This is a genomic window from Nissabacter archeti (assembly GCF_018257325.1).
Taxonomy (GTDB): domain Bacteria; phylum Pseudomonadota; class Gammaproteobacteria; order Enterobacterales; family Enterobacteriaceae; genus Chimaeribacter; species Chimaeribacter arupi.
This window is the reverse complement of sequence record NZ_JAERKB010000004.1, coordinates 1-14823: the sequence shown is the minus strand read 5'-3', so window position 1 is coordinate 14823 and position 14823 is coordinate 1. Positions and strand designations below refer to the sequence as shown.

Sequence of the window (14823 nt, the reverse complement as noted above, 5' to 3'; positions counted from 1 at the left end):
CCCGATAATAAAAGAGAAACAATGACACTCCATCAGAGTGTATACTGGTTGGTATCATACGATACCGATTAGTATCGTATGATACTATTCAGTATCATTGCAATGAGGAAAATCATGACCAGAAGCAGCCAGCCACGTTTACCACCCCGGGATCGCCTGCTGGAGGCGGCGGAAGCGCTGTTCTATCAGGAGGGAATATTGCGTGTCACGGTGGATGCCATCGCTGAAAAAGCGGAATCAACCAAAATGACACTCTACCGGCATTTTGCGTCGAAAGAGGCGCTGGTACTGGCGTGGATAGAGTTACTGATTGAGGATTACAGCCAGATCTGGGCGCGTCTGGCGGAGAAATACCCGGATAATCCGGCTGCGCAAATCACAGGCTTTGCGCAGTTCATTACCGATAATTTGAGCGAGACATTACATCGCGGTTGTCCGTTCACCAATACCCTGGCGGAGGCGGGTGGGCATTTCCCTGAGGTCAGGGCGCTGATCGTGGCGCACAAGCAGAGGCAATATCAGCGGTTGGCCACACTCTGTGCCCAGGCAGGGGCCGCCGAACCGGAAGCACTGGCGAAAGAGATTACCCTCATTCTGGAAGGTGTTCAGGTGGTGGCCCAGAATGCCGGGTTTGATGGCGTCGCGGACACGGCGCTTGCCCTGATTCAGGCCAGGTTACCGGGGCGGGGTGAACCAAGGCATTCAGCTAAGTAATACTGGAAAGGGTATTTGGCAGGGCCGCCGGGCAGACCGCAGAGACATTCAGTGCGACACGCAGGACGGTTTCCTCAACACAGCGGAGTCCGGGAGAAGAAGGGGCAGTTTTAACGGTTAAGCCTATTATTAAGGAAAACTGCCGGGGAGCGCGGGGAAACGACGTAAGGCACTCTCTGAGCAGCGCGCTTACTCCTGATAACATGAGGTGTCATATGAAAGACGTTTCCGCCGCCGGCAGTGACACGTTATTTCTGCGCTTACAGCAAGAGATAGACTCTTTGCCACCTGCGATACAAGCCAATGCCAAACAACTGCTTAACGATGGCACTAACGGCACCACGTTCTACGCCATCGCCAAAATCCTGGCCGAAAAAGAGGTTAACGATATTACGATAACCTTCTCCAATAATTGGCCGTGGGTATTCAGCAGTGACAGTGCCGTGCAATTTATTGATGAAAACATTTATGGCGATTTCGGCATTATTGCGTCTACGGCGATAGGGACGATGGTGCAACTGACGACCAACATTACGGTCTATCTTGATCCAAATTTTTTGCTGATTTTCTTTTTTGACGCCGCACTCGTACAGCTGGGGAGTTATATCGGGGCGGGGACGACGGAAGGAAACACTGCACTGACCCAGTCATTGATTAGCGGTTCCTGGTCGATACCTAAGACGGATAAGGATGCCTGACTATCCCGACCTTTTAAGTGCGCTTAACGTGCATTATGTTAAATAAGCTGCTGCCTGCACACCTTGGCCTTTCTCCCCCGGCTGCGTTCAAGCAGGCTAATGGTTTTCAAGATATGTTTTCCGCCCCGATGTCTGATGGGTCAGCTATGCTAAGTATTCGTTTTTGCAGGAGAAGCGTGTCCATCCGCCGACACTGCAAAGGAGGTTTACAGGTATAGGGAGATGATGTCAGGTGAAGAACCTTTCTCCGGGAATAAAACACGATATCCATTTGGGGCTGTGCTGCCTGCCGGCGATTGTGCTGATTTTTGTAGCAGGCTACGGCATGAACCTGATGCAGGGAGCCAGCATTATGGCCAGCGGTGCGTTGACGCTGGCGTTCGGGGCCAATAAAACCTGGGAAGGCTCGTCGTTTATGCTGCTGCTGACTACCGCTGCCGGGGTGAGCGTCTCATCATTTTTAGGTTGTCTGGCCGGCGACGTGCTGCCGCTCTATATCGCCGGGGCCGTGCTTTATGCCGGTGCCTACGCAATGCTGGCCGGGATCGGCGGCGGCCTTTGGTGGTCACTGCTGCAATGCGCGATTGCCTACCTGATCTCCGGTTACTTTGCCGGGTCGGTGGGCCATGCGGCATTGCGGGCGGCTCTGGTCGGTGCGGGCGCGCTGTTGCAGGTTCTCTGTGTCTCGTTGCTGTTCAGCCAGATACGCTTCCAGTTCCAGGATTTCACCCGCCTGTCGTGGCGTGTGTTTTTCCGGCAGGCCACGCATAAATACCGGCAGAAAATCCATCTGCAAGGATCGGTGATTTTCGCCATGCTGACCATGTGCCTGGCATTGGTACTGGTAGAAACCTATCAGGTGAAAAACGGCTACTGGGCAGGTATGACAATGCTGCTCTGTTTGCGCAGCCATTTCCGGGAATCGTTGCTGCGCGTACCGGCCAGAATTGCCGGGACACTCTCCGCCAGCCTGGCCGCGCCCTTTCTGCTCGCGCATCTCGACTCGCCCCGTCTGCTGGCGCTGGGGTTTATCGTCTCAGGTTATCTGGCGTTTACCTATTCCTATACCCTGATCACCAAATCCTATTTTGTGTTCACCTTTTTCGTGACGCTGATGGTGATTTGTATGCTGTCACTGTTTGGGGTGGCCCAGGAGAATGTGGCCGTGGAGCGGCTGATCGCCACTGCCCTCGGCGGCGGCTTTGCGTTGCTGGCGATTTTACTGACCTGGCTGTTCACCGAGTTTCATGTCATGAAGAAACTCAGAAGCCATGTGCCGAGGTTCACTTTTTCGCCCCCGGCCATGCGGAAAACACCCCAGAAGCCGCGCTAAAGGCCGGCGGTTATTTGCTCCCGGCGATCAGCACCTCGATGCCCTTCTCCTGTAACTGCGTCACCAGTGCCGGGGCGATGTCGCTGTCTGTGATCAGCACATCCACCGAGGCCAGTTGGCAGACCACGTTAGGGCTTTTGCGCCCGAATTTGGAGGAGTCCACCAACAGCACAATTTTCTGCGCGGCGCGGCACATCGCCTGGCTGACGGCGAACACTTCATTAAAGGTGGTGACGCCCGCAGCGAGATCCACGCCATCGGCCCCGATAAACAGCTTATCGAAACTGAAATGGCTGAATGCCGTTTCCGCCAGGCTGCCGTGGAAAGAGGCGGAGGTTTTGCGGTAGGTGCCGCCCGGCATTAAAATCACCTGATCGTTTTCCAGCTCGACCAGCTCGTTAACGATGCTCAGGCTGTTGGTCATCACCGTAATGTTATTGAAACGCGCCAGGTGCGGCACCATCTGCAATACGGTGCTGCCCGCGTCAAAAATCAGCGAATCCCCTTCGTTAATCAGCCCGGCGGCCAGGGCGGCAATCTGTTTTTTCTTATCAGTGTTAATCAGCGTCTTGCGGTCAATCGGCTGGTCACCTTCATCACGGTTCAGCATTACCCCGCCGTAGGTGCGGATCACCGCCCCTTCCTGCTCCAGAAACGACAGATCCTTACGGATGGTGGTGCCGGTGGTGTTGAAATGGGCGGTTAACGCCTCCACGGTGACGCGGCCTTTTTGCTGAAGGTATTCCAGGATTTGAGCCTGGCGCTGTTTTGGTTTCATAAGGAAGTCCTTTCATCTTTTCAGTGTGTTCCTTTATCATCCCGAACGGCTGAAAACGTGACGCAAAAGGAATAGTCTTTCAAAATGAAAGGTATCATCTCTTATTTGAAATAGCTAACGCCAGCGCATTGCACATTGCCTGATTCTGCGGAAAAAGGGCCGGCGGGTCGATCTGCGCTAACGCCATTCCTGCCAGTTCAGGCAAGGGTTGGGGGGCTGAAAATACTGTCAGCCCTTTCATGGCGAAACTGCCGTTGACCCTATCATCTTCATCCAGGCTGATCGCCACCAGCACCCTGGGTGAAAAGCGCCCGCCGGCCCGGCCGATGCCTACCCTGCCCTGGGCAGCCAATTGGTCAAACGCGCGGTTAAAACGCCGGAGCTGCACCCAGCCGAGAAAAACCTGCCCCAGCCAGGCGACCACCGCCAGTGAAATTAAAAGATTGACTGAATCCATCCGTTACCTCCACGTTGGCCCCGGCCGCCTGCACGGCCGGGGCGGACGATCAGAACATTACCTGCCCGCCGGTGATATTGATGGACTGCCCGGTACAGTAGGAGGCTTTATCGCTGGTGTAGAACAGCAGGACATTGAGCACATCCTGGTAATCACACCCGCGTTTGAGCGGCACCTTGTCCACATAATATTGTTCCACCTGATCCGGTTGCAGGCCGAGTTTGTCGGCATATTGCGGGATCAGCGACTGGAACATCGGCGACTTCAGCAGGTTCCCCAGCATCAGGGAGTGCACGGTAATGCCGTAGTCCGCCAGGTCGAGCGCCAGTGACTGCGTCAGCCCCACGCCGCCGAATTTGGCCGCGCTGTAACCGGCGTTGTGCTTGCTGCCGACCTTGCCGGATTTGGAGTTAATCTGGATGATGCGCCCGGCCACGCCGTCCCGGATCATCAGCTTCGAGAATTCACGCGCGCAGAGGAAATACCCCACCAGATTGACCTGCAACGAGAGGTCAAAATCATTGAGCGCGAATTGCGTGATCGGCGCGGCTCTGGCGATGCCGGCGCTGTAAACCAGCGCGTTAACCTGCCCAAAGTGCCTGTCCACTGCCTCAGCCAGCGCCATCACGCTCTGCTCATCGGTCGCGTCTACCCTGAAGCCTGCCGCGCGGCCCTCGCCGTAACGGCCATTAATCCGGTCTGCTACCTCACGCGCATTGGCGACATTCAGATCGGCCACGGCAACCTTATACCCGGCCTCCGCCAGCCCTTCGCTTAAAAAGGCGCCCAGTGTCTGACCACCCCCGATAACCACTGCAACCTGTTCCATCACTGCTCTCCTAGTCACTGACTACACGGAATGTCTGGCCGGGTATGACCGTCGCGGGCACTTGCCCCGCCACGTGGATCATCCCCGGAAATTCTGCCTGCGCGGCGCCATCAAAGCGCAGGGTGATATGCCCCAGCTCGCGCAGATTCTCTGCGGCCACGTCACCGATGGCCGTCACCGGCCAGCTCTGCTCGCCAATGGAAAGCTGTGCGCCGACGCCAATCTCGCCGGTGTTAATCACCGGGCGGTGAATAAAGCAGTACTCGGCCACCTCCTGCGGTGCGCCCTCGCCAAAGGTGATCAGGAACGCCTCTTCCAATGACGCCTCTGCGCAGGCACCGACGGCAATGAAGGTTGATTCATAAAGGGTTGTCATCATGTTTCCTTGTTATTGGTAAATGAAGCCGGAGACGGCCCACGCCAGCAATACCGCCGGCGCGCCGGTCAGGAAGCGGCCGACCAGCACCGACGGCACGCCAACGCGCACGGTGTCCTGTTTGGCATCTGCCAGCGACAGGCCGACCGGGATGAAATCGCACGACGCCTGGGCGTTAATCGCAAACAGAGCGGGCAGCGCCAGATGGGGCGGGATGGTGCCCTGGGCGATTTGCACGCCGACCAGCACCCCAATCACCTGGGCGATCACTGCGCCGGGGCCAAGGAACGGCGAAAGCAGCGGGAAAGAGCAGATCAGCGCCAGTGTCACCAGCCCGACCGGGCTGTTGGCCAGCGGGGTCAGCCCGTGGGCAATGAAATCCCCGAGGCCGGACGCCATGATGATGCCGATCAGCGCGGAGACGAACGCCATAAACGGCAGGATGGTTTTGAGCACCGTATCAATGGTTTCCCGGCCCGCCTGGAAAAATACTGCCACCACCGAACCCATGCCCATGCCGACTTTCGCCAGCAGGCCGTCGCTCTGTTCGGTGATCTTTTTCGTGGTGTCATACTCTTTATGCGTGCCGCGGTCGGGGTTATGCGTGCCGCGGTCGGGGTTATGCGTGCCGCGGTCAGGATTATGCGTGCCGCGGCCGGAAGCCGCAGCGGCAGCCGGTTGCACCGGGGCCGCTGCGCCCTCTTGCGCCGCGCTTTCGCGGATATCGTCCGGTTTCACGCCGGAGACATAGATGTCTTCAGTAATAAACTGCGCCAGTGGCCCGGATTTGCCGGTCGCATGGATGTTCACGGTGGGAATGCGGCGCTTCGGGTAGAGGCCGCAGCGCAAGGTGCCGCCGCAGTCAATCACCGCCACCCCGATCTCCTCTGCCGCGGGTTCCCCCTCTTTGAAGCCGTCTACCGCCTCCCAACCGGTCAGCGCACGCAGGCGGTCAACAATCGCCGGGCGGGTACCGGCGGTGACATACACAATCTTTTTGCCGGGTGTCACGGTCAGGCAAAGGGGGCCGCCCCAACCGCTCTCACCTTTATGAATCTCAATAACCTTAGCCATACCACCTCCGGGAATTAACGGGAATTACAGGCGCACCTGACGATCCAGCTGGATGCGCATCTTGCGTTCAAACAGTGTGGTGGTGAGGTCAGTGACCCAGCCGCGGAAGAAGTTCATCACCATGCCTACCAGCAGGTAGCTCACGGCCAGCGGCCCAAGCGGCAGATGCAGTGCGGTCAGGCCGTTGGCGATGCCGAGGTAAACAAACAGCTCACCGGGGTTGATGTGGGGAAACAGGCCGTTCATCGAATGGCAGCTATAAGAGGCCGCCGCGTAATAACTTGGTTTGTATTTCTCCGGCATGAATTTGCCGAGGCTGAGCGTCATCGGGTTACAGAACACAAAGGTGCCGATGACCGGCAGGAACAGATACCGTGATACCGGGTTTCCGGCACAGCGTTGCGCCAGCGTCTCAATCCTGCGCTGGCCGACAAACACAATCAGCGCATTCATGATAACCAGCAGGCTTATCAGCAGCGGCAGGATGCCGGTGACCATGCCGACAAACACATCGCCTCCCTTCTGGAACAGGCCGATAAACCACTCGGCGCCCTGGGTAATGCTTTCTATCATTTTTATTCTCCTTCGCGGGGGTAGAGACAGAGAACGTTCTGGCATTCACTGTGATAGAAAAATAGCCGATAACATTTAGTTAAAAAGATAATTGGATCACAAAAAGAAAGATAAAACTTTCAATGTGAAAGATATTGGTGAGTTTATTGCGGGTGAGGGGGTACTTTCCGGGAGTGTAAACGGGAAAAATATCTTTTTATTTGAAAGGAAAAAGCAGGGTTTCTTTGAAAGCTCCGTGTGTTTTTGTCAACGCAGGAGACGATTTTTAAGCAACGCAGGGAGCGCTTTTGCATACCCTGCCCTCTGTTGTCGCTTTACCACTTTCATACCGCATAAAAACGTGCACTTTACCGATGTAATATTCATTTACACCTCAAAAACCAATGCGTATTATTCGCATTCGCTTTATCGCAGGTGGCTGGGGGCCGGCCATGTCTGCGTGACGGCGGAACTTTCACAGGGAATTACTCCAGCAACGTAAGTAAAACAATAATTTATTGAGGAATAAGAAGAATGGTGGCACATCCAGCGGTGACGCGTGCAGGTAATCCGGTTCACGCCCGGTGGGGCAGCAAATGCTTTCCGCTTTCCGTTATCTCCCTGTTGATCTCTGCATCGTTTACGTTTGCGCACGCAGCAGATGACACCCTGGTGGTCACCGCACAGGATGAGAGCGGGAGCAGCACCGGCAGCAGCCAACAGGATTACAGCGTGCCGATCACCAGCGCCGGGACCAAAATGTCGATGGTACCGCGTGATATCCCGCAGTCGGTCAGCATCATCAGCCAGCAACGGATGCAGGACCAGGATTTGCAAACCATCGGTGAGGTGATGACCAACACCACCGGCATCACCGCCAGCAATATTGACTCCGACCGCTCTGATTACTATTCGCGCGGTTTCCTGATCAACAACTACCTGTTTGATGACATCCCGACCACCATCAGTAACCTGTGGAACTTTGGCGACGCCGGTTCAGACACCGCCATCTACCAGCGTATTGAAGTGGTGCGCGGCGCGACCGGCCTGATGACCGGTACCGGCAACCCGTCGGCCGCCATCAATATGGTGCGCAAACATGCTGACAGCCGTGAATTCAAGGGATCGGTCTCCGGCAGCTACGGCAGCTGGGACAAACAGCGCCTGGTCACTGACCTCTCCGCGCCGCTGACGGAGTCCGGCAATGTGCGCGGGCGGGTGATCGCCGGCTATCAGGACAATGACACCTGGCTGGACCGCTACCATACCCGGAAAAAATTCCTGTACGGCACTATAGATGCCGACCTTACCGAGTCCACCACCCTGTCTCTGGGCTATGACTACCAGGAAAGCAAAACCGATGACCCAACCTGGGGCGGCCTGCCGACCTGGTACAGCGACGGCAGCCGCACCCATTATGACCGTGAAACCAACCCGGCACCGGACTGGAGCTACTCCAACCACGAGTCGAAAAAAGTCTTTGCTGACCTGACCCACCGTTTCAGCAACGGCTGGCAGGCGCGCGTGAACGGCACCCATGCGGAAAGTGATTTTGATTCCAAGCTGATGTACGCCTCCGGGTTCCCGGACAAAACCACCGGCAGCGGCGTGAACGCCTACGGCGGCTGGAACAAAGGCAAGCGCAAAGTAGACTCCGTGGACACCTACGCCACCGGGCCGTTTGAGCTGTTTAACCGTACCCATGAGCTGATGGTCGGCGGCAGCTACAGCCGCCAGAACAACCACTACTACAACTCACAGTCGATGCTCAGCGAAGCGGATATCGGCAACTACAACCAGTGGAATGGCTCGGTGGCCGACCCGGTGTGGAGTGACTGGGTTGATTATTCGAACGATACCATCCGGCAGAAATCCCTGTACGCAGCGACCCGCCTGTCGCTGACCGATCCGCTGTCGCTGATCGTGGGCGCACGTTACACCGGCTGGCGTGCCGAAGGCTCGACCGCCACCAGCGACAAGAGTGACGTCACGCCGTATGCCGGGCTGGTGTATGACATCAACGACACCTGGTCCGCCTATGCCAGCTACACCTCGATCTTCCAGCCGCAGACCGTGCGTGACAGCGGCGGCAGCTACCTGGATCCGGTGACAGGCAAAAACTACGAAGCCGGGTTGAAGGCTGACTGGTATAACGGCCGCCTCACTGCCTCCTTTGCGGTGTTCCGCATCGAGCAGGACAACGTGGCGCAAAGCGAAGACACCTACATCCCCGGTACCACCGAAACCGCCTACCGCGCGGTGGACGGCACGGTCAGCAAGGGCGTAGAGTTTGAAGTGAACGGCGCGCTGACAGACCGCTGGCAGATGACGTTCGGCGGCACCCGCTATGTTGCTGAAGACAGCGACAATAACGACATTAACTCGTTCCTGCCGCGCACCTCACTGAAACTCTTTACCCGTTACCAGCTGCCGATGCTGCCGGACCTGACAGTGGGCGGCGGGGTGAACTGGCAGAACCACACCTGGGAAGAGGCGGCCGGCCCGCTGGGCACCCAACGCGCCGATCAGGGCAGCTATGCGCTGGTGAGCCTGTTTGGCCGTTACCAGGTCACGCGCCAGTTCTCTGTGCAGGCCAACGTCAACAACCTGTTTGACAAGACCTATTACGACTACCTGGCCCCATACGCCGTGTATGGCGCCCCGCGCAGCGTTTCTGTGACAGCGAACTATTCGTTCTGATTATGCTGACGCTGAGTTGACCCCGTAAAAAACGCCCTCACATGAGGGCGTTTTGTTATTTATGCTGTACGTAAAGCCTTTTTACGCCATTAACCTCACAAAAAGAAAGGTTTAACGCGGTATAATTGGCCCTCTTTTATAAACGCCATGTTTCTTTCCTGTGTATGCAGGCAAGTAAGCATGGTTGAGAAGAGATGCTATGTACGGACACCCCCTGACGGCCGCCCCGGCGTTTTTCGATCCTGAAAACAGCCTCAATAAGTACCTTCTGAAGATCAACGGCTCAGACGTTATTGCGGATGTGGAATCCTTTACCGGCGATGAAGCCCTGAGTTCACCCTACCGCTATACCATCCGGTTTACCTCCACCGCAAACGATGCGGAAGCCGCCGGCATCCTGCATCAAACTGCGACATTTATCCTTCGTGCTGATAATCCTGCCTGGTCAACCTATTTCCCTGACCGTGATAAATGGGTGACGCTGCGGCAAGTTCCGGGTGTGATTACGTCCCTGGAAAGGCTGAGCTGCAGTGTTGATGAAACGCTGTATGAAGCGATACTTGAACACCCGATGGTGCTGCTCAATACACGCTACCGAAGTGCGGTTTACCAAAATATTTCGGTGCCCAACCTGGTCAAACAGATCCTTAAAGAACACGGTTTTGAAGGGTACGAAATCAATCTCGATGAGTTGTCCTGGTCATACCCATTGCGGGAAATGATTGTGCAGTGGAAAGAAACGGATTTAGCGTTTATCCGGCGGTTGCTGTCTGAAGTGGGTATCTGGTTCCGCTTTGAACTGCACCCCGATCACGACCACATCATGGTGATGATGTTTGGCGACTCGCAGGCGAACTACCTGTTCAATCACAAGATCACCGCCATCAATCCGGCAGGGACAACCGGCGAACGCTATAGCATGTATAAGCTTACGGCTAAGCACACCATTGTGCCTGCTTCTGTGAATGTGAAGAACTATAACTATCGGGCGAGTAAATCAATCACAGTGCTGGATGGCGAGGCGGATTTATCACGCCGGCCTGAATTAACCCACGGCGGCGAATATCACTACGGCGATATTCACCTTACCGAGGGGGACCGCTGGGGTATCGGCCGCGGGCAGGCGGCAGAAACCAGCTGGCATTACGCCAGGATCAGGCATGAATATCTGCTTAACGGAATGACGGTACTGACGTCGATTGCTGACGACCCGGCCATCGTGCCGGGAACCGAGTTGCGTATTATGGGTGACATCCCTGATGCATTTAAGGAAGGGATGGTGGTGACCCGCCTGCACGCCAGTGGTTCACGGGCCAGCAGCTTTCAGAGTGAACTGACCGGCATTCCTTACAGTGACATCGTCTGTTTCCGGCCTGAAAGGCTGCCGCGCCCGGTGATAGCAGGCACGATCCCGGCGCGGGTATCCGGGAGCAGAATGAATGACCCCCTCGCCCGCATCGATAAACAGGGGCGCTACCGGGTACGGTTCGATTTTGATCTGGCTGAATGGGAAAAAGGGCGTGAGAGTATGCCCGTCAGGCTGGGGCGGCTCTATGCCGGTGACACCTACGGTATCCATTTCCCGCTTTCAGATAACACGGAAGTGGGTATTGCCTTTGAAAACGGCGACCCGGAACGCCCTTTTATCGCCCATGCCTTTCATGATGAATTGAATCCCGATCCCGTCACCGGCTACAACAGTACGCGCAATGTCATCAGGACGTCGCGCAATAACAAATTACGCATGGAGGACAAGCAAGGCCAGGAGCACATCAAGCTCGCGACGGAGTACGGTAAATCGCAGCTGAATATCGGGCATCTGGTTGATTCCGCCGGTAAGCCACGCGGTGAAGGGGTGGAATTACGCACGGACAAGCAGGCGGCACTGCGTGCAGCGGAAGGTTTCCATATTACGACCGAAGCACAAATGAAAGCGAACGGCCTCCAGAACGGGATGGCCGCCACCATTGCGCAGCTTGAATCCGCCTTACAACTGGCCAGGTCACTCGCGGCCAGTGCCGCCATCGCGGATACGCCGGCTGCCGATCTGTCTGCTGTCACTGAACTTCGCCAACAGGTGGCGCAGCCGCAACAACCCACGTTATCTCTGCATGGTGAAGCGGGTGTTGCCGTCACTTCCCCCGAATGCCTGATGCTTCATGCCGGGCAGGATCTGGCATCAACCGCTAAACGGAATATGACGGTGAATGCGTTCAGACGCATGACGTTCGCCGCAGGTGAGCTGTTTTCGGTGTTTGTGCGTAAGGCGGGGATGGTTTTCACCGCCGCGAAAGGTGCCATCAGATTGACGGCCCAACAGGGGGAGATTACCGCCGTCGCGAGCCAGGATATCAGCCTGACGAGTTCGCAGGGGCGTATCATCCTGAATGCCCAAAAAGAATTATTGCTGATGTGCGCCGGGGCCGGCATTCGCCTGAAGCACGGCGAAATTGAGGTGATTGCGCCCAGCGGTATCCGTTTTAAAACGCCTGACGTCGCTTACCTGCCAAAAGCCAGCCTTGAGGGGCTAACCCCCTCCTTTAAAAACGGGGAACTTGTCCGCCAGTTCCGGCTCCACGCGCCCAATGATCCAGAGCATATCCTCAGGCAACAACGCTTTCGGTTATACCGGAATGGCGAGGTGCTGGACGGGATCACAGATGACAACGGCGAGTCCCCGTTACTGAACAGTACCGAACTGGATACCTGGTCACTGGAAATGTTGCACGACACTGACTCCCCGGAGGGAACCGCATGAGTGATCAACCGAAAGCACAAGACGTCAACCCTTTTGATGACCCCCCGAACAGCGGGATCCCCAAAGCAACGGCGTTCATACCCCGCATTATCTGGCAAGCCGCTGTATCGGCGTGCCGGTGAGTGCAGGTAAAAAAAGCTATACCACCGATTGCCCGGTTCAGCGCCCCATGCCCGGTATCGTGATTCTGGTGCATGGCGTGAATGACGTGGGGGAAGCGTACCAGAATCAGGAACGCGGCATTATCGAAGGGCTGAAAAAGCGGCTTGGGCGCGACGATCTGTGGCCGCACACATGGGAGGAGAAAACCTTCCGGGTGCGCAATGCGTCAGGGGAGATGGAAGAGTGCGCCGACCCGCAGAAAAAGCAAAGGGTCTGTTCAGACATCGCCCGTTCGCCAATTATTCCCTTTTACTGGGGCTATCGCCCGGTTGACTATGAGGTCTGGGACGACGATCAACGTCAATACCGTGAAGCGATGGGCCGCAGCCGCCGCAGCCCGGAAACGCCCCTGCCCTATGATGCCTACCGTGAGAATGACAAGGCGGTACTGCGCAAATTCGGCGCGAAATATCCGATGGATTGCTTTCATAACACGCTGGATCCCAGCGGTGTATGGGGTGGCGGCACCTTTGCCAATGCCACCACCGCGATCCCCGATATGCTGGGGCCGGGCGCGGGCGGCCTCTCGTTAGGCGTTGTCGGGTTCCTCAGCCGCGCCGAACTGTTTAACGGCGGGGATTTTACCCATCCGGTCTATAAAAACCCCCACCGGATTTACCAATTTTATGCGGCGCAACGGCTGGCGAACCTGATTCTGACTATCCGGCGAAATCTCCCGACAAAAAAAGACACGATCAATATCGTGGCGCACAGCCAGGGAACCCTTATCACCATGCTGGCAAATATGCTGGTAAAGGCGGAAGGGCTTGAACCGGCTGACTGCGTGATCCTCAATCACTCCCCCTATTCGCTGGAAAACCGCTGGCTGGAGAACAGCCAGACGGGCCACCACCAGACGGATGCCGCCCGGCAACAGACCTTTGAGAATTTTTGCCGCCTGATGGCCACCAACGCCCGGTTTAGCGAAGGGGGCGACGGCCTGCTGAGTGAGGAAGACCAGCAGAAACTCCTGGAGACTATGGCGCTCCCGCGCCGGGAGTTTAATAACAGCTGGTACAGCAACCCGTTACATCAGCGCAATAACTTTGGCAAGGTTTACAACTACTTCTGCCCGGACGACGGCACGGTGTCTTTGCTGCCGGTGCAGGGGATCGGCTGGCGTGGTATTCCGCAGAAGATGGCGAAAAACATCCCCAACCTGAAGCAGCGGGTCTTTCACCAGAACAGCAGCGTCGGCCTGCCGCCGGACGGCAAACCCTTCAGGAAGCCCGCCACCGGTAAGGGCGACTTTGAATACTCATCACTGACAAATGCCCGCTGGGAGTTCAGCGATGTGATCCCGAATGGGGAAGCGTTGCCGGAGCCGTTTATTTTTACCCTGATGGGGCAGCTTAATCCGCTCGATGAGAATGCAGATAAAGACAAGGCTTACAGAGCACCGGTAGACGGCAATGACGAGCTGGTAGCGTATAACGCCAGGGCGGGGGCGGCGGGCAATGCGGAACACACGAAAGAAGAGACTTTTCCCTGCCCGCCCTATACGCCTTTTAAAGAGTTACAGCCCGGCCATCTGCTGACGAAAAGGGAAATTGATATCCTGAAATACTGGCGCGAGAGAGATATTGTCAGCGGCAAGGTGGTCAGTGTGAACGGCGCCAACAAAAACATTGTTGTTCGCCGCCGCCTGACCGAGGCGGAACTCCACGAGCTGTACAGTAAATCGGATGACATCATGTTCAGCCAGCACTCCTCTATCGTGATGTCTGCGAAAGTCCCGGAACTGGCGATGGCCTATGATCTGGCGATCGGCCCCTGCAAATCTTTCGATGTGGATCATGGTCATTTCTGGCAGCGCTTGCTGAGACTGGCCGACTGGCGTGATAGGTGGTCTGAAGATACTCAGGCATTCACCTATAACCAAACGGGTGTTTTGCCTGGGCCCGAAACCAAAAAATATATGAATAAACCTGATTTAATTCTCCCGACCGGTGAGTTTGGCGTAGTGAATCAGTTTATGAATGCCACCCGTGTTATCCCGGCCCGTTACCCGGAAATTCACAATACCGAAGTAGCCAACCTTCAGTGGCCGATGCCGCCGGTGGAAGATTATGACCGCGTACCGGCCTACCCGAAAAGGAAAGTAATATGAAGGTAAAAGGAATGGCCCTGGTGATGCTGACCAGCTTGTTCGCCGTATCAGCTTGTACGCGTCCGCAAACACCACCGACGCAGGTGATCTATCGCTTCGATGACCACCGATACCTTGAGTTGAAAGGGTGGTATTGCGAAGGCGCACTCTATTACGTGGATCCGGTTCGGGGTATTCACTCTGAGGTGGCGAGTCAGTTTTACCGGGCGTATAGCAAGAAATATGTCCACCCCTCCGAGCGCTATATTGCCGTTCCTTGGTGGGATTCCACGGCATTTACCG

14 protein-coding genes are annotated in these 14823 nt (G+C 56.2%); 8 read left to right on the top strand and 6 right to left on the bottom strand.

All coding sequences use genetic code 11. The features are described from left to right. Positions 1 to 114 precede the first annotated feature (114 nt). The 3 genes from JK232_RS06160 to JK232_RS23000 all read left to right on the top strand — a co-directional run bounded on the left by JK232_RS06160 (position 115) and on the right by JK232_RS23000 (position 2745). On the top strand, positions 115 to 714 hold the full coding sequence (locus tag JK232_RS06160; protein WP_101835428.1) for a TetR/AcrR family transcriptional regulator: 600 nt from the start codon (positions 115 to 117) through the stop codon (positions 712 to 714). Between the two features lie 215 nt (positions 715 to 929). Next, on the top strand, positions 930 to 1412 hold the full coding sequence (locus JK232_RS06155) for a hypothetical protein (protein ID WP_212588939.1): 483 nt from the start codon (positions 930 to 932) through the stop codon (positions 1410 to 1412). Between the two features lie 232 nt (positions 1413 to 1644). After that, positions 1645 to 2745, top strand: coding sequence for an FUSC family protein (locus JK232_RS23000; RefSeq protein ID WP_101858106.1), 1101 nt, complete (start codon positions 1645 to 1647; stop codon positions 2743 to 2745). Positions 2746 to 2755: 10 nt separating this feature from the next. Here the strand turns inward: JK232_RS23000 and srlR are convergent, their stop codons facing one another. The 6 genes from srlR to srlA all read right to left on the bottom strand — a co-directional run bounded on the left by srlR (position 2756) and on the right by srlA (position 6832). After that, positions 2756 to 3523, bottom strand: coding sequence for a glucitol operon DNA-binding transcriptional repressor SrlR (gene srlR / locus JK232_RS06145; protein ID WP_072927977.1), 768 nt, complete (start codon positions 3521 to 3523; stop codon positions 2756 to 2758). Between the two features lie 94 nt (positions 3524 to 3617). Continuing rightward, positions 3618 to 3980 carry a transcriptional regulator GutM gene (gene gutM / locus JK232_RS06140; RefSeq protein WP_101835422.1) on the bottom strand — a complete coding sequence of 121 codons (363 nt, stop codon included), beginning with the start codon at positions 3978 to 3980 and terminating at the stop codon, positions 3618 to 3620. 49 nt (positions 3981 to 4029) lie between these two features. Beyond that, the gene (srlD, locus tag JK232_RS06135) at positions 4030 to 4809 is read right to left on the bottom strand and encodes a sorbitol-6-phosphate dehydrogenase (RefSeq protein WP_101828068.1); all 780 of its coding nucleotides are present in this window, start codon (positions 4807 to 4809) and stop codon (positions 4030 to 4032) included. Positions 4810 to 4819: 10 nt separating this feature from the next. Continuing rightward, entirely contained in the window at positions 4820 to 5185 is a 366-nt protein-coding gene (locus JK232_RS06130) for a PTS glucitol/sorbitol transporter subunit IIA (protein WP_072927981.1), read from the bottom strand. Positions 5186 to 5197: 12 nt separating this feature from the next. Next, entirely contained in the window at positions 5198 to 6259 is a 1062-nt protein-coding gene (gene srlE / locus JK232_RS06125) for a PTS glucitol/sorbitol transporter subunit IIB (RefSeq protein WP_212588938.1), read from the bottom strand. 24 nt (positions 6260 to 6283) lie between these two features. After that, positions 6284 to 6832 (bottom strand): PTS glucitol/sorbitol transporter subunit IIC, encoded by a 549-nt coding sequence (gene srlA / locus JK232_RS06120; protein ID WP_072927984.1) that lies wholly within the window; start codon positions 6830 to 6832, stop codon positions 6284 to 6286. A 91-nt stretch (positions 6833 to 6923) separates the two neighbouring features. On the opposite strand from srlA, the gene JK232_RS06115 reads away from it, so the two are divergent. The 5 genes from JK232_RS06115 to JK232_RS06095 form a co-directional block, all read left to right on the top strand. Then, complete coding sequence (locus JK232_RS06115) at positions 6924 to 7313, top strand: hypothetical protein (protein WP_146000863.1); 390 nt, start codon at positions 6924 to 6926, stop codon at positions 7311 to 7313. Positions 7314 to 7345: 32 nt separating this feature from the next. Beyond that, a complete protein-coding gene (fhuE, locus tag JK232_RS06110) occupies positions 7346 to 9511 on the top strand; it encodes a ferric-rhodotorulic acid/ferric-coprogen receptor FhuE (protein ID WP_212588937.1) in 2166 nt (721 codons plus the stop codon). Positions 9512 to 9710: 199 nt separating this feature from the next. Continuing rightward, entirely contained in the window at positions 9711 to 12269 is a 2559-nt protein-coding gene (locus tag JK232_RS06105; protein WP_072927988.1) for a type VI secretion system Vgr family protein, read from the top strand. A 118-nt stretch (positions 12270 to 12387) separates the two neighbouring features. Then, the gene (locus tag JK232_RS06100) at positions 12388 to 14541 is read left to right on the top strand and encodes a T6SS effector phospholipase Tle3 domain-containing protein (protein WP_338086297.1); all 2154 of its coding nucleotides are present in this window, start codon (positions 12388 to 12390) and stop codon (positions 14539 to 14541) included. A gap of 11 nt (positions 14542 to 14552) precedes the next feature. Beyond that, positions 14553 to 14823 (top strand): T6SS immunity protein Tli3 family protein (locus JK232_RS06095; protein WP_420847731.1); only part of this gene is annotated, 271 nt, incomplete at its 3' end.

Excerpts from the sequence above, each read along its gene's own strand:
- JK232_RS06160 (WP_101835428.1), top strand. The coding sequence starts at position 115 with ATGACCAGAAGCAGCCAGCCACGTTTACCACCCCGGGATCGCCTGCTG.
- JK232_RS06155 (WP_212588939.1), top strand. The coding sequence starts at position 930 with ATGAAAGACGTTTCCGCCGCCGGCAGTGACACGTTATTTCTGCGCTTA.
- srlR (WP_072927977.1), bottom strand. The coding sequence starts at position 3,523 with ATGAAACCAAAACAGCGCCAGGCTCAAATCCTGGAATACCTTCAGCAA.
- gutM (WP_101835422.1), bottom strand. The coding sequence starts at position 3,980 with ATGGATTCAGTCAATCTTTTAATTTCACTGGCGGTGGTCGCCTGGCTG.
- srlD (WP_101828068.1), bottom strand. The coding sequence starts at position 4,809 with ATGGAACAGGTTGCAGTGGTTATCGGGGGTGGTCAGACACTGGGCGCC.
- JK232_RS06130 (WP_072927981.1), bottom strand. The coding sequence starts at position 5,185 with ATGACAACCCTTTATGAATCAACCTTCATTGCCGTCGGTGCCTGCGCA.
- srlE (WP_212588938.1), bottom strand. The coding sequence starts at position 6,259 with ATGGCTAAGGTTATTGAGATTCATAAAGGTGAGAGCGGTTGGGGCGGC.
- srlA (WP_072927984.1), bottom strand. The coding sequence starts at position 6,832 with ATGATAGAAAGCATTACCCAGGGCGCCGAGTGGTTTATCGGCCTGTTC.
- fhuE (WP_212588937.1), top strand. The coding sequence starts at position 7,346 with ATGGTGGCACATCCAGCGGTGACGCGTGCAGGTAATCCGGTTCACGCC.
- JK232_RS06105 (WP_072927988.1), top strand. The coding sequence starts at position 9,711 with ATGTACGGACACCCCCTGACGGCCGCCCCGGCGTTTTTCGATCCTGAA.